The 22,915-nt window shown below is 63.2% G+C and carries 19 protein-coding genes and 1 pseudogene; 5 read left to right on the forward strand and 15 right to left on the reverse strand.

Going from position 1 to position 22,915, the window contains the following annotated elements; all coding sequences use genetic code 11:
- Positions 1 to 49: 49 nt before the first annotated feature.
- The 7 genes and pseudogenes from AAHK20_RS25815 to pilM form a co-directional block, all read right to left on the reverse strand.
- Positions 50 to 1,198: pseudogene (locus AAHK20_RS25815) on the reverse strand (deoxyguanosinetriphosphate triphosphohydrolase); the annotation flags it as partial.
- A gap of 246 nt (positions 1,199 to 1,444) precedes the next feature.
- Positions 1,445 to 2,521, reverse strand: a complete 1,077-nt coding sequence (gene aroB, locus AAHK20_RS25820; protein WP_449184339.1) for a 3-dehydroquinate synthase — start codon at positions 2,519 to 2,521, stop codon at positions 1,445 to 1,447.
- Entirely contained in the window at positions 2,518 to 3,069 is a 552-nt protein-coding gene (locus tag AAHK20_RS25825; protein WP_449184340.1) for a shikimate kinase, read from the reverse strand. The genes aroB and AAHK20_RS25825 overlap by 4 nt, the downstream gene beginning before the upstream one ends.
- A gap of 108 nt (positions 3,070 to 3,177) precedes the next feature.
- Positions 3,178 to 4,803: a type IV pilus secretin PilQ gene (locus tag AAHK20_RS25830; protein ID WP_449184341.1), complete on the reverse strand. Its 1,626-nt coding sequence runs from the start codon at positions 4,801 to 4,803 to the stop codon at positions 3,178 to 3,180.
- Complete coding sequence (locus AAHK20_RS25835) at positions 4,800 to 5,723, reverse strand: hypothetical protein (protein ID WP_449184342.1); 924 nt, start codon at positions 5,721 to 5,723, stop codon at positions 4,800 to 4,802. The genes AAHK20_RS25830 and AAHK20_RS25835 overlap by 4 nt, the downstream gene beginning before the upstream one ends.
- Complete coding sequence (locus AAHK20_RS25840) at positions 5,720 to 6,406, reverse strand: PilN domain-containing protein (RefSeq protein ID WP_449184343.1); 687 nt, start codon at positions 6,404 to 6,406, stop codon at positions 5,720 to 5,722. The genes AAHK20_RS25835 and AAHK20_RS25840 overlap by 4 nt, the downstream gene beginning before the upstream one ends.
- Positions 6,403 to 7,380: a pilus assembly protein PilM gene (pilM, locus tag AAHK20_RS25845; protein WP_449184344.1), complete on the reverse strand. Its 978-nt coding sequence runs from the start codon at positions 7,378 to 7,380 to the stop codon at positions 6,403 to 6,405. The genes AAHK20_RS25840 and pilM overlap by 4 nt, the downstream gene beginning before the upstream one ends.
- Positions 7,381 to 7,630: 250 nt before the next feature.
- On the opposite strand from pilM, the gene AAHK20_RS25850 reads away from it, so the two are divergent.
- On the forward strand, positions 7,631 to 10,033 hold the full coding sequence (locus AAHK20_RS25850) for a penicillin-binding protein 1A (protein WP_449184345.1): 2,403 nt from the start codon (positions 7,631 to 7,633) through the stop codon (positions 10,031 to 10,033).
- A gap of 62 nt (positions 10,034 to 10,095) precedes the next feature.
- On the opposite strand, the gene cyaY is transcribed toward AAHK20_RS25850, so the two are convergent.
- Positions 10,096 to 10,413, reverse strand: coding sequence for an iron donor protein CyaY (gene cyaY / locus AAHK20_RS25855; protein ID WP_449184346.1), 318 nt, complete (start codon positions 10,411 to 10,413; stop codon positions 10,096 to 10,098).
- Between the two features lie 35 nt (positions 10,414 to 10,448).
- Here cyaY and lptM point away from each other — a divergent pair, with 35 nt between their 5' ends.
- The gene (lptM, locus tag AAHK20_RS25860; RefSeq protein ID WP_449184347.1) at positions 10,449 to 10,775 is read left to right on the forward strand and encodes an LPS translocon maturation chaperone LptM; all 327 of its coding nucleotides are present in this window, start codon (positions 10,449 to 10,451) and stop codon (positions 10,773 to 10,775) included.
- 9 nt (positions 10,776 to 10,784) lie between these two features.
- Positions 10,785 to 12,047 carry a diaminopimelate decarboxylase gene (gene lysA / locus AAHK20_RS25865; protein ID WP_449184348.1) on the forward strand — a complete coding sequence of 421 codons (1,263 nt, stop codon included), beginning with the start codon at positions 10,785 to 10,787 and terminating at the stop codon, positions 12,045 to 12,047.
- 113 nt (positions 12,048 to 12,160) lie between these two features.
- On the opposite strand, the gene msrQ is transcribed toward lysA, so the two are convergent.
- The 5 genes from msrQ to AAHK20_RS25890 form a co-directional block, all read right to left on the reverse strand.
- Positions 12,161 to 12,856 carry a protein-methionine-sulfoxide reductase heme-binding subunit MsrQ gene (msrQ, locus tag AAHK20_RS25870; RefSeq protein WP_449184375.1) on the reverse strand — a complete coding sequence of 232 codons (696 nt, stop codon included), beginning with the start codon at positions 12,854 to 12,856 and terminating at the stop codon, positions 12,161 to 12,163.
- 26 nt (positions 12,857 to 12,882) lie between these two features.
- Entirely contained in the window at positions 12,883 to 13,887 is a 1,005-nt protein-coding gene (msrP, locus tag AAHK20_RS25875) for a protein-methionine-sulfoxide reductase catalytic subunit MsrP (RefSeq protein WP_449184349.1), read from the reverse strand.
- A 170-nt stretch (positions 13,888 to 14,057) separates the two neighbouring features.
- On the reverse strand, positions 14,058 to 15,251 hold the full coding sequence (ccsB, locus tag AAHK20_RS25880; protein ID WP_449184350.1) for a c-type cytochrome biogenesis protein CcsB: 1,194 nt from the start codon (positions 15,249 to 15,251) through the stop codon (positions 14,058 to 14,060).
- A gap of 4 nt (positions 15,252 to 15,255) precedes the next feature.
- Positions 15,256 to 17,517, reverse strand: coding sequence for a cytochrome c biogenesis protein ResB (locus AAHK20_RS25885; RefSeq protein ID WP_449184351.1), 2,262 nt, complete (start codon positions 17,515 to 17,517; stop codon positions 15,256 to 15,258).
- Between the two features lie 114 nt (positions 17,518 to 17,631).
- Positions 17,632 to 18,291, reverse strand: a complete 660-nt coding sequence (locus AAHK20_RS25890) for a c-type cytochrome (protein WP_449184376.1) — start codon at positions 18,289 to 18,291, stop codon at positions 17,632 to 17,634.
- A gap of 299 nt (positions 18,292 to 18,590) precedes the next feature.
- Here AAHK20_RS25890 and yihA point away from each other — a divergent pair, with 299 nt between their 5' ends.
- On the forward strand, positions 18,591 to 19,241 hold the full coding sequence (gene yihA / locus AAHK20_RS25895; protein WP_449184352.1) for a ribosome biogenesis GTP-binding protein YihA/YsxC: 651 nt from the start codon (positions 18,591 to 18,593) through the stop codon (positions 19,239 to 19,241).
- 247 nt (positions 19,242 to 19,488) lie between these two features.
- On the forward strand, positions 19,489 to 20,487 hold the full coding sequence (hemB, locus tag AAHK20_RS25900; protein ID WP_449184353.1) for a porphobilinogen synthase: 999 nt from the start codon (positions 19,489 to 19,491) through the stop codon (positions 20,485 to 20,487).
- Between the two features lie 185 nt (positions 20,488 to 20,672).
- On the opposite strand, the gene dsbD is transcribed toward hemB, so the two are convergent.
- Together dsbD and cutA are read right to left on the reverse strand one after the other, a co-directional pair.
- Positions 20,673 to 22,529, reverse strand: a complete 1,857-nt coding sequence (gene dsbD, locus AAHK20_RS25905; protein WP_449184354.1) for a protein-disulfide reductase DsbD — start codon at positions 22,527 to 22,529, stop codon at positions 20,673 to 20,675.
- Positions 22,522 to 22,854, reverse strand: a complete 333-nt coding sequence (gene cutA, locus AAHK20_RS25910) for a divalent-cation tolerance protein CutA (RefSeq protein WP_449184355.1) — start codon at positions 22,852 to 22,854, stop codon at positions 22,522 to 22,524. The genes dsbD and cutA overlap by 8 nt, the downstream gene beginning before the upstream one ends.
- Between the last annotated feature and the right edge of the window lie 61 nt (positions 22,855 to 22,915).

A 22,915-nucleotide genomic window follows, 5' to 3' on the forward strand; every position in this document is an offset into this window, starting at 1 on the left:
ATAAAAAATACGAACGGATGAAAACGTTTCGAAAACGTTTCCGCGCAGTCTAGTTGTCGTCTATGACAAAAAGTCGTTGATATTCTTTCAGCGCGTAACGATCGGTCATTCCGGCGATGTAATGCGCGATGAGACGCGGCTGCTGGGTCTCGTCCGCAGCCAGGTAGGCGGGAGGCAGGAGGCGCGGATCTTCGGTGAAGGCGCCGAACAGGCCGGTAACCACGCGCCGCGCCTTGTTCGCCATCCGCATCACCCGGTAGTGGCGGTACAGGTTCTTGAACAGAAAGCGCTTGAGCGCCACGGCCTGCGCGGCGACTTCCTCGCTATGCGCGACGAGCGGCGGAGCGGCGTGCACGGCGTCGAGCGAATCCGGCGCGTGCGTGACCAGATTGCGCGTCGTCGCGTCGATGAGGTCGACGATCAGCGTGTTGATGATCCGGCGGACGGTCTCGTGGACCACCCGGCGCCCTTCGAGATCGGGATAAGCGCGCTTGGCGGCCTCGTAGTGCCGCTGCCAGAGATCAACCTCTGCCAACTGCTCGATCGTCAGGAGCCCGGAGCGCAGACCGTCGTCGACATCGTGGTTGTTGTAGGCGATTTCGTCGGCGATGTTGGCGATCTGCGCCTCCAAAGACGGCTGTTGCCCGTTCAAAAAGCGCTCGCCGAGCGCACCGAGCTTGCGAGCGTTCTCGCGGGAGCAATGCTTGAGGATGCCTTCGCGCGTCTCGAAGCAGAGGTTCAGGCCGTTGAACGCGCCGTAATGCTCCTCGAGTTCGTCGACGACCGCGAGGCTTTGCAGGTTGTGCTCGAAGCCGCCGTGCTCGCGCATGCACTCGTTCAGTGCATCTTGCCCGGCGTGCCCGAACGGCGTATGGCCGAGATCGTGGGCCAGCGAAATCGCTTCGACGAGGTCTTCGTTCAAGCGCAGATTCCGCGCGATCGAACGCGCGATCTGCGCAACTTCAAGGCTATGCGTGAGCCGCGTGCGAAAGAGATCGCCTTCGTGATTGACGAAGACCTGCGTCTTGTATTCGAGGCGCCGAAAGGCGGTGGAGTGGACGATGCGGTCGCGGTCGCGCTGAAATTCCGTGCGCGCTTCGGGGGGCGGTTCGGCGTAGCGGCGGCCACGCGATTGCGACGAATGCGCCGCATACGGCGCAAGGTGAGCTTCGAGGGATGCGACGGTGGGGGCTGCGAAGACGGCTGCGTTTCCGCCTACATTGCGTTGGCCGGATACGGGCGACGTATCGCTTGGTCGAACGGCTGCTGGTTTGTGCGACTCGTCGTGCGACTCTTTCAGCGTTGCGCTGCGCTTTTCACTCACCGGTCACTCCCCCTCCGAATCATGGTTTGCGCGTCGCGGCCACGATGGCCCAGGCCAAGATGGCCCAAGCGGACTTGAGCAGGCCGGATATGGGCCAGCTCAAGACGGGCCGACGCGCCGTCAGAGACTTGCCGCGAGTGTCTGGTGGACGATGTCCTCGGGCGCAATCGTTATCAGTGTTTCGCCGAAACGCTTCAGCAGAATGAATTTGATCGAGCCGGCCTCGGCCTTCTTGTCGACCTTCATCAACTCCATATAGCGCGCTTCGCCGAGTTCGGGCGCGCGCGTCGGCAGATGCGCCGCGGCGATGACGGCAACGAGCCGCTTGCGAGCGTCGTCGTCGAAATGGCCCAGACGCACCGACAGATCCGCGGCCATCGCCATCCCGCAGCCGACGGCTTCGCCGTGCAGCCACTCGCCATAGCCCAGCCCGGCTTCGATCGCGTGACCGAACGTGTGGCCGAAGTTCAGGATCGCGCGCAGCCCGCCTTCGCGCTCGTCAGCCGCGACAACCGACGCCTTGATCTCGCACGAGCGTTTGACCGCCTGCGCGAGTGCGTCCGGCTCACGGCGATTCAGCGCGTCGACGTTCGCTTCGATCCAGTCGAAAAACGCGGCATCGGCAATCGCGCCCGTCTTGATGACTTCGGCGACGCCCGCCGCCAACTCGCGCGCCGGCAGCGTGGAGAGCGCGGCGATGTCCGCGATGACGGCCTGCGGCTGATAAAACGCGCCGATCATGTTCTTGCCGAGCGGATGGTTGATGCCCGTCTTGCCGCCCACCGACGAATCCACTTGCGACAAGAGCGTCGTCGGCACCTGGATGAACGGCACGCCGCGCATATAGCAGGCGGCGGCAAAGCCGGTCATGTCGCCGATCACACCGCCGCCGAGCGCGATCAGCGTGGTCTTGCGGTCCGCGTGCTCGGTGAGCAACGCGTCGAAGATGAGGTTCAGCGTTTCCCAGTTCTTATGGGCTTCGCCGTCGGGCAGCACGACCGTCGATACTTTCTTGCCGAGCGGCGCAAGCGCTTGACGCAGGACGTCGCCGTAAAGCGGATCGACCGTCGTGTTGGTCACGATCATCACCGACGAACCGGCGATGTGCGGCGCGAAAAGTTCGGTCTTGCCGATGAGTTCCGTGCCGATATGAATGGGATAGGCGCGATCGCCCAAGTCGACGTTGACGGTAATCATGTATGTGCCTGTCCGGTGATGCCGGCCATTTCGAGCTGCATCAGCACCATGTTGACGAGACCGTTCACTGACGGACGCCCCGTTTCCACGATGAAGTGCGCGCATTCGCGATAGAGCGGGTCGCGCACGCTATAGAGCGCTTCGAGCTTGGCCTTCGGGTCTTCGGTCTGCAACAGCGGCCGGTTCTTGTCTTTGCGCGTGCGCAGCCAAAGGTCGTGCGGATTCGCGCGCAGATAGACGACAAGGCCCCGCGTATGCAGGAATTCGCGGTTTTCCGGGCGCAGGATCGCGCCGCCGCCAGTGGCGAGCACAATGCCCTCGCGCGCGGTCAGGTCGGAGATGACTGCCGCCTCGCGGTCGCGAAAGCCGCCTTCGCCCTCGTGCTCGAAGATGATGGGGATGCGCGCGCCGGTGCGTGCCTCGATTTCGTGATCCGAATCAAAGAACGGCCGATCCAGACGGCGCGCGACCGCACGGCCCACGGTGGTCTTGCCTGCCCCCATGAGCCCTACGAAAAATACATTGGCGTGTGCATCCCGCGCTTGCAACGGTTTCCTCTGACTTGATCTGCTGTGGTTCGTGGCGCAGCTTACTGGCAAAGCGCCTGCCTTGTCGAGCATGGGGCCGGAACAGCGGCCGGCCCGCTCAGGGTTCGTTCAAGGCGTTTCGACGACGCGTGGCGTGATGAAAACGACCAGCTCGTTGCGTCGTTCGCTCTGCGCGCGGTGCCGAAAAAGCGCGCCCAAAAGGGGTATTTTGCCCAAGAGCGGCACTCGCGTCACATCATCCCTGTCATTGCTCTCATAAATGCCGCCGATAGACACCGTTCCCCCGTCTTCCACCTCGACGCGTGTCTGTACGTGCTTGGTGTTGATCGCGGGGCCGTTGGCCGTCTGTTCGCCGACGCTGTCTTTCGCGACGTCGAGATCCAGAATCACGCGGCCCGCCGGCGTAATTTGCGGTTCGACCTCGAGTTTCAGGCTGGCTCGGCGGAACTGGACGCCCGACATGCCGTTACCCACCTTCGCCTGATAAGGCACTTCGGTGCCCTGCTCGACGATCGCCTTCATGCGATCCGCCGTAACGACGCGCGGGCTGGACACGATCTGCCCGCGGCCTTCCGCTTCCAGCGCGCTCAGTTCCACATTCAAGAGCCGCGTCGCGCGTGCAGCGAACAGCGTGAAGCCGGCCGTCGCGGCGTCGAAACCCGAGATCGCCCTCGCCGACAGGTCGTAGATCGAGCCATCCTGGCCACCTGCGACGAAGCCCCGCGGCGTCCCCCCGTCTTGCGTCGCGCGCAACGATAGCCGCGCGCCGAGATCGCGCGAAAAGCCGTGCTCGCCCTCGACGATGCGCGCTTCGATCAGCACTTGGCGCGTCGGCCTGTCGATCGACGCGAGTAGCTCGGCAATCTGCGCGAGACGCGCTTCGAGGTCGGTCACGAACATGAGGTTCGTGCGCGGGTCCGCCATGGCCGCACCGCGCTTGGACAGCACACGCTGGCCACCCGGCGCGTTCAACAGCCGTACGACATCCTCGGCGCGCGCGTAATGCAGCTCGAAGGTGCGGCTCGCCAGCGGCTCCAGCTCGGCAGCGCGAGCGTGCGCTTCGAAGCGCAGCCGCTCACGCGACGCGAGATCAGCGAGCGGTGCGACCCAGATCACGTTGCCGCGCCGCTCCATCGCGAGGCCGTTGACGTCGAGCAGCGTGTCGAACGCGGTGCGCCACGGCACCTGGTTCAAGCGCAGCGAAACGAAGCCGCGCACGCGCTCGCTCGCGACGATATTCAGGTTCGTGAAGCGCGCGAACGCGTCGAGCACGGCGCCGAGTTCGGCGTTTTGGAAATTCAATGTGATGGGCTTGTTGTCGTCGGGATCGATATCGCTCGAACCACCCGCGCTGCGGCTCATGCGCTGTGCGGGTGCAAGCGGCACCGGCGGACCTTCGAGCGGTGCCGCTTCGGCGCCACTCGGGCGTTCAGTCGGCATGCCCCCTGGCGTTTGCTTTGTCGCTGCTGCGGCGGCAGCGTCGCTCGCTTCGACGGCATCCGTCGACGTAAAGCCACGCGGCGGTTCCGCCGCTTCGCTTCCGAACGGATTCGGAACTTCCGCCCGCACGTTCGTGAACAACGGCAACGCCCCGCGCCGCCCGACCGAATCGTCGAGCGGCATCTGCGCAGGTAACGGAGGCAGCGGCGGAGGTTGCTGAACCGACGCGTGCGCCGCCGTCGCCATGAAGCACGTGATGACGATCCCCCATCGAATCCCATTGCGGATCATCATCGCGCATCCTCCGCCAATGTAAGCAACCGCACGCCAGCGCCGTTCGACAACGTCACCCCCCGATCGTCGATCCGCGTCACTTTCTCGCCGCCGATCGACTGCCCGGTTTCGAGCGAGGTCGCGCCATCCGCCTCAGCCAGCAACGCGAGACCGCGCTTGCCTTCGCGAAGCAAGCCGACGAGGTGCAGTGTCGATCCGGCGCTGGACAGCGCCGCTGGCGCAGAGGCAAACGGGTCGAAGAACCACGCTTCATCGGCGTCATCTTCGTTCAGGGCTGATTCGGCGACGCCAGACGTCGCGAGCGCCGAAGGCAGCGCGTCGAAGAATGCCAAGGTCATGCTGATCGACAGATCGCCTGCATCGTGCTTTACGAGCAGATCAGTCGGAACGACCAGCACCGGCAGGCTCGGCAATCCCTGCAGGAAATCGAGCAAACCGGCGAAATTCGCGTGCGCGACCACGCGCACCGGACGCGCCGCCTCGATACCTTCACCATAGGGCTTGGCCGGCTCGAGCACGCGCAGCGTCAAGCCGCTTTGTGCGGCCAGCGTCGAAACGGCGTGCCAATTGCCGACCGACGAGCCGACGGACGAACTGGCTCGATCATCGGTCGAAGGCGTGGCATGGGCCATTTCTGAACGCAGAGCCGAAAGCCTCGCAACGGCCGTGCGCGCAACGGACAAGCGCTGCTCCACATCCGTCAGTGCCGCCTGGCTGGCGCTCGTCCGGCCCACGTCCGCTGCGTCCCATACGCACACGCCAATAGCGAAGACCGCCACGGCGATCACCGCGCCGACCGCCAAACGCCGCGTGCCAGTCCACGCCTCCAGCGGCTCGCGCGCAATCGAGAGCCAATCCGCAAGACGGCCGAGCCCCACGCCGCCGTGCGGCCGCGACAGACGATCCGCAATCGTGCTCATCGTGCGCTCCCCTTGTGGTCCACGCGACGCCTCGTGTCCTCGATAGGCTTTGCTGTCGCACTGTCCCAACGCAGATGAGCGGCAAATTCGATTGCGCTGCCGACACCAAGGCCGTCATTGCCGAGCGACGCGGCTATGTGCCGCAAATCGGCGACGTCCACCGACCGAATCCCGCGCACGCCGTTCAATCGCGCGAGCCACGCGGATGAAGCATCGCTGTCCGTTGCGCGCGCGATAAGCATCATTTCCCGATCCGTTTGCTTCAATTCGCGCAAGACGATGCCCGGGTAAGTCTCGCGGCTCAGCGTATCGAAGAGGTCGAGCAAGCGCACTCTCGGTTCCGCCAGCTTTTGCGCCAGTGCTGCGCGCTTGTGCAGATCCTCTCGCTGGCCTTCGAGTCGGCGGTACTCGGCAAGCGGCACGCCGAGGCTCGCCAGCGTCGTTTCGAGCGCGTCTCGCTTCGCGTCCAGGCGGGCGCGCTCCAACGCTTCCCAGCCCGCCCACGCTGTCACCGCCGCGCACCCGGTCAGCACCGCCACCAAGCACTCGATCAGGCAACGCCGACGCGCGCGACGGGCATTGCGCCGCCGATACGGCAACAAATTGAAACCGCCCAAATGCGCACGACGCCCGTGCATCGACTGTCCCGGTCCGCGCAATTTCCACAACTGCTGTGCCGTCATTCGAAAACTCCGCGCAATGCCAGTCCGAACGCGACGGCAAAAGACGACGCCTGACGCAACTCCACGGGAACCCGGCTCGACCCGTCGCAAAACGCGCCGCATTCGAACGGCAAGACGCTGCAGCCCAGCAGATCGCCGACATCGGCGACCGCGAGCCCCACGCTGCCGAGCAACTCGAGTTCGCCCCCGAGCAGCGCGCAGCCGAGCGCGCCGCCATCCGCCAGTTCGCGCAACGCGTCCGCGAGGTCGTCATGCTCCGGTGCGGGATATCGGATGTGCGCCTCGATCACGTCATTCGCTATCCGCCAGCCGTACACGCCGTCACCGCCTACCCACAACGCGGCGTAACGTTCGCGTGGATTCAACTCGAATTCGGCGGCATGCCGCAACGCGCGCAGCGCGGCGGGCGGCTCGCCGTCCAATGCGATCAATTCGATGCCGGCGGCAGCCGCCGCCTCGACACGGGCTTCGAGATGCTGTCGCGGCGTCGCGGCGATCGTCACCGAAGGCGCGTCGCCTGGCGTGTCGTTGATAAACCAGTCGACTGCCAGCGCATCTCGCTCGATGCCGGCGACGCGCTCGGCCTCGGCCATCACGGCCGGCTCGATGCCGGCCAGAACTCGCATGGGCGCGGCGCGCGGCGTACGCGGCGCGAGCCGCAACAGCGCGACCGACGACACCACCGTCGCCGACCCTGGCACGGCCATCGCACAGGTCAGCTTGCGCGTAGCGTACTTGTGCGGAAGCTGCGCGAAAGCGTCGCACAGCGCCGACGCCACCGCGCCCCGATCGACGATTTGCGCCCCCGCGATCGCCCCGCCGGCAAGCGGCGCCACGGCAAGACACTCGACATTCACCGGCCCCGCCCCGCGCCGTCGTTGGCTCAACACGGCAAGCCGCACTTCCCGCGGACCCAGGTCGATACCCGCCGCGAAGCGGCGTTTGGCGGGCAGCAGCGTGTTAGTGATCGGCATGACTCCTCCTTGCAGCATGCGCGCCGAACCATTCGGGCGCGCGTTCGTAGGTGCTATTCGCCTGACGAATTCTGCAAAGAGGGGGGAGCCTGCGGCACTCGGCCAAATGGCCAACGCGACATTGCGCGCGCTCCGAGGCCCCGCCGAAGCACTACATTGGTAATCAGCGGTGTGGGCGGCAACAAGTAAGCGATTCGAAAGCATACAGGCCCGGCCAGCTATAATCGCGAGTCTGCTTTTTGGTGTCCGTATGCAATCTTCACCCCCATCGTCCCGGTCAACCGCTCCCAAGAAATCCAAATATCCGCTGTGGCTGAAGCTGCTGCTCGGTTTTGCCGGTCTCGTCGCCGCGTTCGTCGTCTGCGTGGGGCTCGTGCTCGGCTATGCGCTCGCGGTCGCGCGCCCGAACCTGCCATCGCTCGACGCGCTCACCGACTATCGCCCGAAGGTGCCGCTGCGCATCTACACGGCCGATCACGTCCTGATCGGCGAGTTCGGCGAGGAGCGCCGCGACATCGTGCACATTCAGGACGTGCCCGACTACCTCAAGAAAGCGGTCCTCGCGATCGAGGACGCGCGCTTTTACGATCACGGCGGCGTCGATTTGACCGGCATCGCGCGCGCCGGCATCGTCGCACTGACCAACGGCCACGCGACGCAGGGCGCCAGCACGATCACGATGCAGGTCGCGCGCAACTTCTTCCTGTCGAGCGAAAAGACCTACACGCGCAAGATCTACGAGATGCTGCTCGCTTACAAGATCGAGTCGAAACTGACCAAGGATCAGATTCTCGAGGTGTACATGAATCAGATCTACCTCGGCCAGCGCGCCTACGGTTTCGCGAGCGCGGCGCGCGTCTATTTCGGCAAGGACCTGAAAGACATCACGCTCGCCGAAGCGGCGATGCTCGCCGGCTTGCCGAAGGCGCCTTCGGCGTACAACCCGGTCGTCAATCCGAATCGCGCGAAGGTGCGGCAGGAGTACATCCTGCAACGGATGCTGGAGCTGCACTACATCACTGAGGCGCAGTACGACGAAGCCGTGAAGCAGCCGCTCGTCGTCAAGGGCTTGGGCAGGGAATTTAGCGTGCACGCCGAGTACGTCGCCGAAATGGTGCGCCAGATGATGTACGCGCAATACCGTGAGGAAGCGTACTCGCGCGGTCTGAACGTCGTCACGACGATCGATTCGGCGGATCAGGATGTCGCGTACCGCGCGCTTCGCCGCGGCCTGATGGACTACGAGCGGCGTCACGGCTACCGCGGCCCGGAAGCCTTCATCGAACTGCCCGCGGACGCCAGCGAGCGCGAGCAGGCAATCGACGACGCGCTCGCGGAGCACCCGGACAACGGTGAAATTATTGCGGCGGTCGTGACGTCGGCCAACCCGAAGGAGGTGCAGGCGGCCTTCATCGACGGCAATGTGGCGACCATCACCGGAGATGGCCTGCGCTTCGTCGCCTTCGCACTCGGTCCGCGCGCGCAGCCGAGTCAGCGCATTCGGGCCGGCGCGATTGTGCGCCTCATCAAGAACAGCGACGGCAGTTGGGCGATCACGCAGTTGCCGCAAGTCGAAGGCGCATTCGTTTCGGTCGTGCCGCAGGACGGCGCGATTCGCGCGCTCGTCGGCGGCTTCGACTTCAACAAGAACAAGTTCAACCACGTGACGCAGGCGTGGCGCCAGCCGGGTTCGAGCTTCAAGCCGTTCATCTACTCGGCGTCGCTCGACAAGGGCCTTGGCCCCGCCACCGTCATCAACGACGCGCCGCTCTTTTTCAGCGCGGCCGAAACCGGCGGTCAGCCGTGGGAGCCGAAGAATTACGGTGGCGGCTTCGAAGGCCCGATGACGATGCGCACGGCGCTGCAAAAGTCGCGCAATTTGGTGTCGATCCGCATCTTGTCGCAAATCGGCACGAAGTACGCGCAGCAATACATCACGCGCTTTGGCTTCGACGCGGATCGTCACCCCGCGTATTTGCCGATGGCGCTCGGCGCGGGTCTCGTCACGCCGCTGCAAATGGCGGGCGCCTATTCGGTGTTCGCGAACGGCGGTTACCGGATCAATCCGTATCTGATCGCTGAAGTCACCGACCAATCCGGCAACGTTCTCGCCCGCTCGCAGCCGATCATCGCCGAGCAAAATGCCCCACGCGCGATCGACGGGCGCAACGCGTACGTCATGAACAGCCTGCTGCAAAGCGTCGCGCAGCGCGGCACCGGAGCCAAAACCAACGTGCTCAAGCGCACCGACCTCGCGGGCAAGACAGGCACCACCAACGACTCGCGCGACGCCTGGTTCGCCGGCTACCAGCACACGCTGACGGCCATTGCGTGGATCGGCTACGACAATCCGCGCAGCCTCGGCGACCGCGAAACCGGCGGCGGCCTCGCGCTGCCGGTGTGGATCGACTACATGGGGCAGACGCTCAAGCGCGTGCCCGAGTACAAGATGCCGATGCCGGACGACGTCGTCTCGATCGACGGCGAGCTGTATTTCAGCGATTTCACGCCAGGCAACGGCTTTGTGGCGGGCGTCGACGTCAATCAGGCCCCAGCCGATGGCGAAGTCGTCGATTCAGCCTCGCAAGCGATGCCGGAACAAGTGGGCGATCAGGAAAAGCAGGACATCATGAACCTGTTCCGCGGCCGCTGAGGCGGGCAGCTAACGGCTCGCTGAAGTACCGACTGGACATCGGCGAGCCGTGCGCGGTGCGGTCACTCCCGGAACTCGACAGGCTCCCCCGCCTGCTGCGACGCATATTGCGAAAGCGCGGTAAAGAATTCCTGGCCGCTGCGCGTGTCGCGCCATTCGCCATCGACGAACTTGAAGTGAAAACCGCCGGCCTTCGCCGCGATCCAGATCTCATGCATCGGCGGCTGAAGATTCACGATGATCTTCGTTTTGTTCTCGAATTCGAGCGTCAGAACATTGCCGGTGCGTTCGAATTCGATATCGGCGTCGATATCGTCAGATGCGCGCTCAATCGCTGCCAGAACGGCTTCCGCGCGGGTCAGGTAATCACTGTCGGTCATGCTAAACTCCACCGATTAATTTTTCAGGGACGGTCATGCGAGTCGTTTTGAGGATGAGCGCGATTGTAGCGGCTTTGGCTCTCACCGCCGCTGCGCTTGGCGGCTGCGGGCAACGCGGGCCGCTCTACATGCCGAACGTCCCGCCGCTGCCGAAGAAGCCCACGGACCAGATGCAACCGTCCCCATCCGACGTCAAGCCGGATGCGGAAACGGGTTCGATACCAGCGTCCGGCGCGACTGGCGCCGCTTCCGATACCTCGTCCACCCCGCTCTCGCTTTCGCCGGACAGCCAACTCGGCACGACGCCGAGCGCCGCCAAGCCTGCGTCCAGCCCCGCTTCGGGCTCGTCTCAAGATCAATAGTCCTACCGCATGAGTCAATCCGCATTCGCCTTTGTCGACGGCGTGCTGCACGCCGAAGGTGTGTCCACTGTCTCGCTTGCCGAACAATTCGGCACCCCGCTCTACGTCTATTCGCGCGCGGCGCTAACGCAAGCCTATGAGGCCTATGCGAGCGCGTGCGCGGGCCGGCGCGCATCGGTGCACGTCGCCGTGAAAGCGAACAGCAATATCGCGGTGTTGAATGTGTTCGCACGCCTTGGCGCGGGCTTCGACATCGTCTCCAGCGGCGAGCTCGCGCGCGTGCTCGCCGCCGGGGGCAAGGCGGCGAACACGGTGTTCTCGGGCGTCGGCAAGAGCGCCGACGAAATGCGCGAGGCCCTCGCCGCAGGCGTGAAGTGCTTCAATGTCGAATCGATTCCGGAGCTCGATCGCCTCAACGCGGTGGCTTCGTCGATGGGCAAGACTGCGCCTGTCTCGCTGCGCGTGAATCCCGATGTCGATCCGAAAACGCACCCGTACATTTCGACCGGCCTCAAAGCCAACAAATTCGGCGTCGCGTTCGACGAGGCGCGCGCAACTTACCGCGCCGCCGCCGCGATGACGAACCTGCACGTAGTCGGCATCGACTGCCACATCGGCTCGCAAATCACCGAGATCTCCCCGTATCTCGACGCCGTCGATCGACTGCTCGAACTCGTCGAGCAGATCGAGGCGGACGGCACGAAGATTCACCATGTCGACGTCGGCGGCGGCCTCGGCATCCAGTACGACACGGAAACGCCGCCCGACATCAGCGAATTCGTGAAGACGCTGCTCGATCACATCGATGCTCGCGGCCACGGCCACCGGGAGGTGTTCTTTGAGCCGGGCCGCTCGGTAACGGGCAATGCGGGCATCCTGCTGACGCGCGTCGAATTCCTGAAGCCGGGCGAAGAGAAGAACTTTGCGATCGTCGACGCCGCGATGAACGATCTCGCACGCCCCGCGATGTATCAGGCGTTCCACGCGATCGAACCCGCCGTCAAGCGCGACGCGGCGGCGCAAGTGTATGACGTGGTGGGTCCCGTCTGCGAAAGCGGCGACTGGCTCGGCCGCGACCGGCAACTGGCGATCGAAGCGGGCGACCTGCTCGCGATCCGCTCGGCCGGCGCGTACGGATTCGTGATGAGCTCGAACTACAACACGCGTCCGCGGGCCGCCGAGGTGATGGTGGACGGCGATCACGCGCACATCGTGCGTGCACGTGAAACCGTGAAGGAACTGTTCGCCGGCGAAACAGTGCTGCCGAAGTAAAGCGCCACAGCACCGGCGAAGCAAAAAGGAAAAAAGCGGGGCTCACTTGTATGAGCCCCGCTTTTTTATCGCCGCGCTTTATCGCGGAGCCAAGCGCGTCAGCCGCTTTTGAGTCAAAGCCGCTGGCGCTCGAAGAACCGCCCGCGCACCCACACAAGCAAGCGCCAGCCAAGCAGCGCGATCACGATCGCACCGTAAATCTTCGGCAAGATCAGATCGTGCTTGCCCGCCTTCATCCACCAGAAATGCAGGATCGCGAGCCCGGCGATCGCGTAGACCGCGCGATGCAGCGACTGCCAGTGCCGGCCGAGCTTGCGCGCCATCGCGCGTGGCGACGTCGCCGCGAGCGGAATCAGCAGCAGGAACGCGGCAAAGCCTACGGTAATGAACGGGCGCTTGCCGACATCCTTCAGCATCGCGGCGACATCGAACCACTTGTCGAACCAGATATAGGTCGTGAAGTGCAGCGTCGCGTAGAAGAACGCGTAGAGCCCGAGCATGCGACGAAAACGCAGCAACGCGTTCACGCCGGTGAGACGGCGCAACGGCGTGACGGCCAGCGTGATGCAGAGGAAGACGAGCGTCCAAAGACCGGTCGAGCGCGTGATGAATTCGATCGGGTTCGCGCCGAGCCGGTCGGTCAGTCCGAACAGCACTATGCGAGCGAGCGGATATAAGGCCGCAATGAAAACCGCGATCTTGGCGGGTGCGATCCAGCGTTCGCCTTTGCGCACGGCCGGGCGTGCCGCCGACGCCGCCTTCGCGGGGCGTGCACTCCCGCTGCTTTGATTCGTGATGGTGGTTTGCATGTCGGTCATGATCGGCGCCGCCTGGCTCAGAAGAATTTCCGCAAATCCATGCCCTGATACATCGACGCGACAAGATCCCCGTAGCCGTTGAACATCAGCGTCTTGCGCTTCGGCGTGAAGAACCCGTCCTCGCCGATACGCCGTTCGGTCGCCTGGCTCCAGCGCGGGTGATCGACGTTCGGGTTCACGTTCGAATAAAAGCCGTACTCGCTCGGCGCTTCGGTGTTCCAGCTCGTCGGCGGCTGCTTTTCGACAAAGCGGATCTTCACGAGCGATTTCGCGCTTTTGAAGCCGTACTTCCACGGCAAGGCGACGCGAATCGGCGCTCCGTTCTGATTCGGCAGCACTTGCCCATAGACACCGACCGTCAACAGCGTCAGCGGATTCATCGCTTCGTCCATCCGCAGGCCTTCCGAATACGGCCAGTCGAGAATCGGCTGCGCGAGCCCAGGCATCTGCGACGGGTCAGCGAGCGTGATGAATTGCACGTACTTCGCGTTGCCGGTCGGTTCCGCACGCTTGATCAGCTCGGAAAGCGGGAAACCGATCCACGGAATCACCATCGACCACCCCTCGACGCAGCGGTGCCGGTACACGCGCTCCTCGAGCGGCGCGACTTTGAGCAGCTCGTCGATATCGTAGACCTTCGCGTTCTTGACCTCACCCTCGACGCTCACGCGCCACGGACGCGGCCGCAGCGTGTGCGCGTTCTCCGCCGGATCGCTCTTGTCAGTGCCGAATTCGTAGTAGTTGTTATAGGTCGTGATGTCCTTGAACGAAGTGGCCTTGTCAACGACGACGAACTTCGGATTGGTCTTCGCTGCGAGCTTCTGCGCTTTGGCGTCGGGCGACTCGTAGTTGGCGAACGCCGGATCGCTCATGCCGAACGAGCCGCCCGCCGCGGCAACACCCGCCATGCCCGCCAGCTGGAGCACGCGCCGCCGGTTCTCCCATACGGCGCGCGGCGTGATCTCGCTTGCCGCGATGTCGTCGCCCCGCAATTGAATTCGCTGTCCTCGCTTGGTCCACATCTTGAAAGCTCCTGGTAGGCGGTTCGGGCCGACCGCGCATGCTCATTCGACCCATCGGCTTTATATACCGTTCGGGGCAGCGTATCGGATGCAAAAAATCCACTCCCCAGACGAAAAGACCGCCGGTGCAATGCACTCGGCGGTCTTTAGTCGCGGCAGAACGGCGAATATTACAGCTTGCCGTAGCTATGCAAGCCGGACAGGAACATGTTGACGCCGAGGAACGCGAACGTCGTGACCAAAAGGCCGGTCAGCGCCCACCAGGCAGCGACCGCGCCGCGCAGCCCCTTCATCAGCCGCATGTGCAGCCACGCCGCGTAGTTCAGCCAGACGATCAGCGCCCAGGTCTCCTTCGGGTCCCAGCTCCAGTAGCCGCCCCAGGCCTCGGCGGCCCACAGCGCGCCGAGAATCGTCGCGATCGTGAAGAACGCGAAGCCGACGGCGATCGACTTGTACATCACGTCGTCGAGCACGTCGAGTTCCGGCAGACGGTCGGCCAGCACGCCGCGCTCTTTCATCAGGTACGCCACGCCGACCATCGCCGACAGCGCAAAGCTACCGTAGCCGATAAAGTTCGCCGGCACGTGGATCTTCATCCACCAACTTTGCAGCGCCGGCACGAGCGGCTGGATCTGCTGCGCGTCGCGCGAGATCGAGTACCACATCAGAAAACCGACCGCGGCGCTGATGATCAAGAGGACAAACGCCCCAAGCGCACGCGTGTTGTAGTGCTGCTCGTAGTACAGATAGAAAAGCGCCGTGATGAGGCTGAACAGCACGAACACTTCATACAGATTCGAGATGGGGATGTGTCCGACATCGGCGCCGATCAGATACGACTCGTACCAGCGCACCATCATGCCCGTGAAGCCCATCAGCACTGCGGCCCAGGTGAGCTTGGAGCCGATCGCGCCGCCCGACGGCGAGCGCGACAGCGTGCCGATCCAGTAGAACAACGTAGCGAGCACGAAGAGCGCGCTCATCCAAAGAATCGCCGACTGGCTCGACAGGAAATACTTCAGAAAAAACGCCGAATCCGCGCGCGTCAGATCGCCCTGGTAGGTCTGAATCGCGAACAGCGACAGCACGGCGATGCCCGCAATCAGCAAGCGCACGGGCTTCCAGCGCCACCCCAGCACGACGAACACGGGCACCGAGCACACCAGCACGAGCTTGTCGTAGTAGTTCATGAAGCCGTGGTAGCGCGACAGCGCGAACCCCGCTCCTGCGACCATCGCGAGCGCGAACACCCAATCGAATGCGTTAAGACGCTTGAGGAAAGGGCGCTCGTCGTAGAAGCCAGGCGTAGCCGCCGATGCGGGCCGTGGCTTGGGTTGAGACGCGGAGACTTGTGTCAAATCCATGATGTTACCGAGTGGAATTCTGCGAACCGGAGGATGGCGGGGCGCTTCTGTCGTGGGGAGCGCTTGCGTCACGGGACGGTTCGACCGTCGAATTCGTGGCCGAATTAGCCGCAGCTTCCGTAGCTGCGACGCCCAGCGTGGCCCCGACTGCATCGCGCGTGCGCGCGAATTCTTTTTCGAAGTCGAGCGTCTTGCGCGCCGTCGACATCGCCATCACCACGGAAGTGCCCGTGGCGGTGTCCTTGAGCCAGAACCAGAGTCGCCGCTCGCGCACATAGAACATCGAAAAGATGCCGAGCACGAGCAACAGGCTGCCAAGATACACCACTTTTTTGCCGGGTGCGCGCGTCAACTGAAATACCGAAGCTTGCACCTGCTTATATGAGTCGAGCTGCAAGAAGACCGGCGATCCATACAAAAAGCTGTCAGATAGCGCATTGATCGAGCTTTGGACGAAGCGGGTTGCTTCGGCGTCGGGTTTCATGTCGGCCTCGCCTGCTTGCTCTCGCGCGATCTGCCAGAGGTCCCAGGTCGCGCCTTCAAGCATGCGCAGGAGCAAGGACGCCGCTTTTTGCTGCTGATCCTTCGGCACCGAACGGTCGATAAAGGTCGCGACCGCCTGGAAGCCGCCGAGCGGACGGCCGTCCGCGCCATTGCCGATACCGTTGTCCGCGCCTGCAAATAGGGTAAGAACGCGCAGCGCGCTGTCCTGCAGATGGTCGCGCAGCGCAGCGTTCTGATCGGTCACCGAGCGCTCGGCAAAGCGTTGAGCAGCTTGAGCTCGCTGCGCCGGGTTGGCGAGCGCCGCGCGCAACTGCATCCATTCCTTGAGCGTGCCGCCGCTGTCGGCAGGGATGCGCAGATAGCGGAACGGATCGTTCGGCGTCGTACGCATGCCGGCCAGGAACATGCGCTCGCCATTCACGTCGACGGGCAGCATGTAGTTGTTGAACTCGCGCGCCTGGCCATCGGTGCCGCGGATCTTGTATTGCACCGACGGGCCGATATTGTGCAAATTCAGCGGATTCTGCGTCTTCGCACCCGAGCCGAGCCGCTGGTCGAGCTCTTCGGCGAGCGTCTTGTGCGCGACGCCGCGCACGTCGTTGCTGCCGTTCGCATCCGTGACATTTTCGACGTTGATCGCGCGGAAATCGCTGAATTCGACCGTCTCTCCGGTCGTGCCGGGAATTGCCGCCATCGATGCGCCCAATGGCGCCGACGCCCCGATCGCCCCGCCGAACGGATAGGTCTTCGCGTTGTCGCCGACCATCGGCCAGGCGGTCATCGTCATCTGCGAGCCGCCGTCCTGGAAGCTCGATTGGTAGATCGACACGCCGTCGTACTCGAACGGCTTGTTCACCTCGACCCGCGCCGGAATCTCCTTGCCGGTCTTGTGATCGATCACGACGATGTCGCTCGCGAAGAGCTTCGGCATGCCGGTCGAGTAGTAGTCGACGATGAACTTGTTCAGCTGAATCGAGAACGGCAAGTCTTGAATCAGCGAGCCGTTCGGCTGATTCAGGATCGCCGTCGACACGTGTTGTCCTTCCGGCACCCACGCATAGCCGCGGAACGTCGGATTCGACGACGACAGACGGTGGTTCGGCGTGATTTCGCTGATGACCGCGCTCGTATCGACCGGCGTCTTGTTGAAGAGCCACATCTGCAGCTTGATGGGCAAGTTGCTGTCGAGGAGGCCGCCGATGCAGATGATGACGATCGCGAGGTGCGCAAAGATATAACCAATCCTCGTCATCGCACCGCGCTTGGCCGCGATCAACGTGGCGCCGTCGCTCTCGCGCGTGACGAATTTGTAGCCGAGCTTACCCGAGAGCGTGCCGAGCGTCGCCGCGGTGTTCGCGCGCGTGCCGTGCACACCGAACTCGGCCTTGTGATGGAACGCGCGCAAGCTGCCTTCGCGCACTTTGTCCTTCCAGCTCTTCATGTCGGCGATCATCTTCGGCGCATTGCGCAGCACGCACAGCGAGATCGAGACGATGAGGAAGCCCAGAATGAGCATGAACCACCATGAGCTGTAGACGGTGTACAGACTCAGCGAGCGGAAGATATCGGCCCAGAACGGACCGAACTGATTGACGTAGTTGGGGTACGGATCGTCCTGAGTCAGCACCGTGCCGATGATGCTCGCGATCGACAGGATCACGAGTAGAGCAATTGCGAACCGCATCGAACTCAGCAATTCGACGGCGCTCTTGAGCGCCCGCTGGCCCGACTTCATCTCATAACCCGACGTGGTGACGCTCATTCAAACTCCGACTGACCAGCAAAAAAGGGTGAAGGGCACCGCCTTGAAGCGGAGCCCCCACCCTTTCTTGTTCTTGCCGGGCTCTCTCACCCGGCTTGATTTTGAACGAGCCTGCTAATGCAGGCCCGCAATGTAATCCGCGACCGCTTTGATTTCGTTCTCCGACAAGCGGGACGCAATCGTATGCATCGCTTCGTTGTTGTTGCGCGCGCCTGGACCTTGCTGGAACGCCGTCAACTGCGCGACCGTGTAGTCCTGCCACTGCCACGACAGACGCGGATACTGGATCGGCATCCCCTGCCCGGTCGGGCCATGGCAGCTTGCGCACGCCGGCACGCCCTTGTCCGCGATGCCTCCGCGGTAAATCTGCTGCCCCAGCGCAATAGTGTTCTTGTCGTGCGCGAACCCGGGTTTGGACGTCTGCGAGGCAAAATAGGCCGCGACATTGATCATGTCCTGATCGGATAACGCGCCGGCAAAGCCCGCCATGACGTCATTCTTGCGCGCGGCGACTTTCGCGCCCGCCTGCACTTTGAAATCCTTGAGCTGCTTGACGAGATATTCCTGATGCTGCCCCGCGAGCTTCGGGAATGCGCCAGTGGCACTATTGCCGTCTGCGCCATGACATGCGGCACAGACCTGCGTGGCGATTTGCTGACCCCGGTTCAAATCCGGCTTGGCGGCTTCCGCCGCTCTGGACTGCCCTGCCAACCCCATCAAACCTGCTGCTACCGTTACTTGAAGCACCATCAGAGACTTGCACAGTCGATTCATTCGCACACCCGGTTTCGTCTTGTGAGAATTGAGTGCTCTCAAGGACATCGCAAGCGATGCCACTCCGTACGGAGCAAGGAAATGCCGAGCTGCGCCCGCCTATTTCCCCCTATGAGGTTCTGCAAAATACGACGGCGACCGATCTACCGCGAGGCCACGCGTTTCGAGACGCGCAAGCGCCCGTCTGGTCTTCAGTAAACCATCGTATTGTACAATAACTCGCTAATCGCCTAGACGCCAGTCGGGCTTGCCCCGCATTCGTTCCCATCCATCCGGCGTCTCCTTTTCTGGTTCCCTCCATGGCCTTCCTGCTCCATCAAGCCCGCTTTTTCACGACTGTTAACCACTTGCGCGATCTGCCCCCAACGGCTCAGCCGGAGATTGCGTTCGCGGGACGCTCGAACGCGGGCAAATCGACGGCCATCAACGTGCTTTGCAACCAAAAGCGCCTCGCGTTCGCCAGTAAGACACCTGGGCGCACGCAACATATCAATTACTTCTCGGTCGGCCCGGCCGAGGAGCCGGTCGCCCATCTGGTCGACTTGCCGGGCTACGGCTACGCCGAAGTGCCGGGTGCCGCGAAGGCGCACTGGGAGGCGCTGCTGTCGAGCTACCTGCAATCGCGCGCCCAGCTGCGCGGCATGATCCTGATGATGGATTCGCGCCGCCCGCTCACCGATCTGGATCGCCGGATGATCGAGTGGTTCGCCCCAACCGGCAAACCGATCCACACGCTGCTGACAAAGTGCGACAAATTGACGCGACAGGAGAGCATCAACGCGCTGCGCGCGACGCAGAAGGGCTTGAAGGAATATAAAGACGCCGGCTACGAGGGGGAGCTGACCGCACAACTCTTTTCGGCGCTCAAGCGCACCGGTCTCGAAGACGCGCATGAATTGATCGAAAGCTGGCTCTTGCCTGCAGAGAATGGCGACGACGAGGCGCAGTGACCGGCCGAATGTTGTGCGAGCAACTTTCTGCCGCAACGCAGCGGCGAGACACATCCTTCGCACATAAAAAAACCCGCCGACAAACGGCGGGTTAACAGCCTAATCGAAAAACGACAGGCACCCGCTCAGGGAGGAGAAGCGGGGAGCTCGGCGCCAAGCGCCTCGCTCGATCGCTATCATATACCATTGTCTCAATAAAATTTCGCCAGGGCCGACGCAGTATTTCTCGCCACTCACGACATTCCATATGAGCTTCTATCCGCATCACCGCCCCCGCCGCATGCGCCGCGACGACTTTTCGCGCCGCCTGATGCGCGAAAACCTGCTGACTACGAACGATCTGATTTATCCGGTGTTCATCACCGAGGGCACGAACGCACGGCAAGCCGTGCCGTCGATGCCGGGTGTCGAGCGCGTGTCGGTCGACCTGCTGATGGGCGTCGCCGAGCAATGCGTCGAGCTCGGCGTGCCGGTGCTGTCGCTCTTTCCGGCGATTGAGCCGTCGCTCAAGACGCCCGATGGCCGCGAAGCTGCCAATCCCGAAGGATTGATTCCGCGCGCCGTCCGCGAGCTCAAGAAGCGCTTTCCGGAACTGGGTGTGCTGACCGACGTCGCGCTCGACCCCTACACGAGCCACGGCCAAGACGGCGTGCTCGACGAAGCCGGCTACGTGCTCAATGACGAAACGGTCGAAATTCTCGTGGATCAGGCGCGCGCCCAGGCCGAGGCCGGCGTCGAAATCGTCGCGCCGTCAGACATGATGGACGGCCGTATCGGCGCCATTCGAGAAATGCTCGAAAGCGAAGGCCACATCTACACGAAGATCATGGCTTACGCTGCAAAGTACGCATCGGCGTTCTATGGGCCGTTCCGCGATGCAGTCGGTTCCGCGACGAATCTCGGCAAGAGCAACAAGATGACCTATCAGATGGACCCGGCCAATTCCGACGAAGCCCTGCGCGAAGTGCGCCTGGATATCGAGGAAGGCGCGGACATGGTGATGGTCAAGCCGGGCATGCCGTACCTCGACATCGTACGACGCGTGAAGGACGAATTCCGTTTCCCGACGTACGTCTATCAGGTCAGCGGTGAGTACGCGATGCTCAAAGCCGCCGCACAGAACGGCTGGCTCGATCACGATAAGGTGATGATGGAGTCGCTGCTCGCGTTCAAGCGTGCAGGTGCGGACGGCGTGCTGACGTATTTCGCGCTCGACGCAGCCCGACTGCTGCGCGCACAACAGTAGTTCGCTAGGCTGAATAGTTAGGAAAAAACGGCGGCGCTCCTCACGGAGTGCCGCCGTTTTTCGTTTGGACGGAGTGAGCGGTGAGCTCACGGCCGTGCCTGCCTTCGGGTCACTTGCCACTGCGGACGTAGCGCGCATAACGCCCTTTGCCCCCGCCGCCGAATTCAAACGACGATGAGATACGCTCAGGACTGCGGAGCCGCGGCCCGATCCAGAGTCCGCAAGAACGCATCGGCCGATTCATAACCGACGACGCGCAGTGTTTCGTTGCCGTTCTGATCGAAGAAGATGATTCCCGGTGGACCGAAGAGCTTAAAGCGCTTGAGCAGCGCCTGGTCGTCGGTGTTGTTCGCCGTCACATCGGAACGCAAGAGATTCAATTGCTGGAGCCGCGCATGCACGCGCGGGTCGCTGAATGTAAAGCGCTCCATTTCCTTGCAGCTCACGCACCAGTCGGCGTAGAAATCGAGCATCGCCGGGCGCGCCGATGTCTTCAGCACATGATCGAGTTCGTCGGATGAGCGTACGGGTGCGAAAGCCGGCTCAACCTGCTGCGCGGCCACCGCCGGATCCGCAGCGGAATGCGACGCGAGCACGGCAAGCGGCCGAAGCGGATCAGTCGAGCCCGCGGCCAATCCCACGAGCAGTACCGCCCCCCAAATCGCCAATGCGGCGCCTATTCCGCGCCCCAGACGGCGCCAGACAGACGGTCCACCCGCGTTCGGCGTGAATAGGCCAAGTGCCGCCGCGGAAATCAGCAGCCATAGCGCGCCAAGCAGCATTTGGGCCGACGCGCCGAGCACCGGCCAAACGATCCACAAGGCCGCCGCGAGCAGCACAACGCCAAAGAAAACTTTGACGCCGTCCATCCAGGCCCCGGCCTTAGGCAAGAACGTACCCGCGCCCAGTCCGATAATCAGGAGCGGAACGCCGAGGCCTATACCCATCGAAAACAGCGCGGCGCCACCGAGCACCGCATTGCCGGTATGCGCGATGAACGCGAGCACGGCGAAGAGCGGCGCCGTCATGCACGCGCCGACAACCAGCGCCGACAACGCGCCCATCACGGCCACAGCGGCGAACTTGCCACCGGAGCGCCGCCCCGTCGCGCGCGACACGCCATCTTGCCAGCGCTGCGGCAACGCGATGTCGAAGCCTGCGATCAATGAAAGTGCAAACACCGACAGCAGCACCGCAAACACCCCGAGCACCCACGGATTCTGTAGCCATGCTCCGAGGCTTTGCCCAAGGAGTGCGGCAGCAATCCCGAGCGCGGTATAGACGAGCGCCATGCCGATCACGTAGGAGAGCGACAATGCAAATCCACGAGCCCGCGTGACCTTGGCGCCTTCGCCAATGATGATCGCCGAGAGGATCGGAATCATCGGGTACGAGCACGGCAGTAAGCTCAGCACGATCCCGGCGACGAAGTACAGCCCAACGATCGCAAGAAAACCGCCCCCCTCCAGCAGCGACTGCGCGTAATCGGCGCTCGTCGCGCGTTCGTACCACGGGGTTTGATCCGTTACGGCCGTCGTGGTCGTTGTCGCCGGCGCCGCGCCCTCAGCAGCGGCATGCAGCGCCGCGCCATCGACGCGAAACGCGTGCTCGGCCGGCGGATAACAAATACCCGCGTCCGCGCAACCTTGCGACGTCACAGCCAATTCGAACGGGCCGGCGGCCTGCTTGACCGGAACGCGGATCGTCAGGTCGTTTCGGTAGGTTTCGACGTTCTTGTTGAAGGTCGTGTCGAATTTCACGTGCCCTGCGGGCAACTGCGGATCACCAAGCGTCGCCGTGCCGCTTTTTACGGCGAATGCAAATCGCTCACGGTACATGTAGTAGCCGTCGGCGATTTTGAAGTGGACGAGCACCTCGCCCGGCTGCTCGCTGGCGCTGAATTTGAACGCGATCGACGGATCGAGAAAATCATCCGCCGCTCGCGCGGCCGGCGCCGCTCCAACGAATGCACACAGGCAAGCGACGAGTAAAACCAAGAAGCGCGCAACGGCATGTGCGCGTCCGCGAAAAACGTTAGACATGGATAGGACGTTGTGTTTCGGCTGTGACCCATCGCCCATAAGCCGCCGATGCAGTGGCCTGCCAGGACAGGATTTCAGGGGTCTCGTACGGATGGTTCGCCTCGATGAATTGTTCGAGCTCGAGCGAGCGCGCGACACTCGTCTTGAAGAGCATTTGGATCTCTTCGGCGGATTCGATTTTGCCTTGCCAGTGATAGCGGGAACGCACCGTCCCCAATTCGGTGACGCAAGCGGCCAAGCGCGCGCTCAACGCGCCATCGGCGAGTTTCTGCGCCGCCGCTGCGTCGGGCAGTGTCGTCAGTATCAGGATCACATTCTGGGTCACGGAATCTCCTGCGAGAGCGGCCCCTCGGGCACGCGTATCCTACACCCCGATACGCAACGCC

It is taken from the genome of Trinickia camelliae, assembly GCF_053525655.1.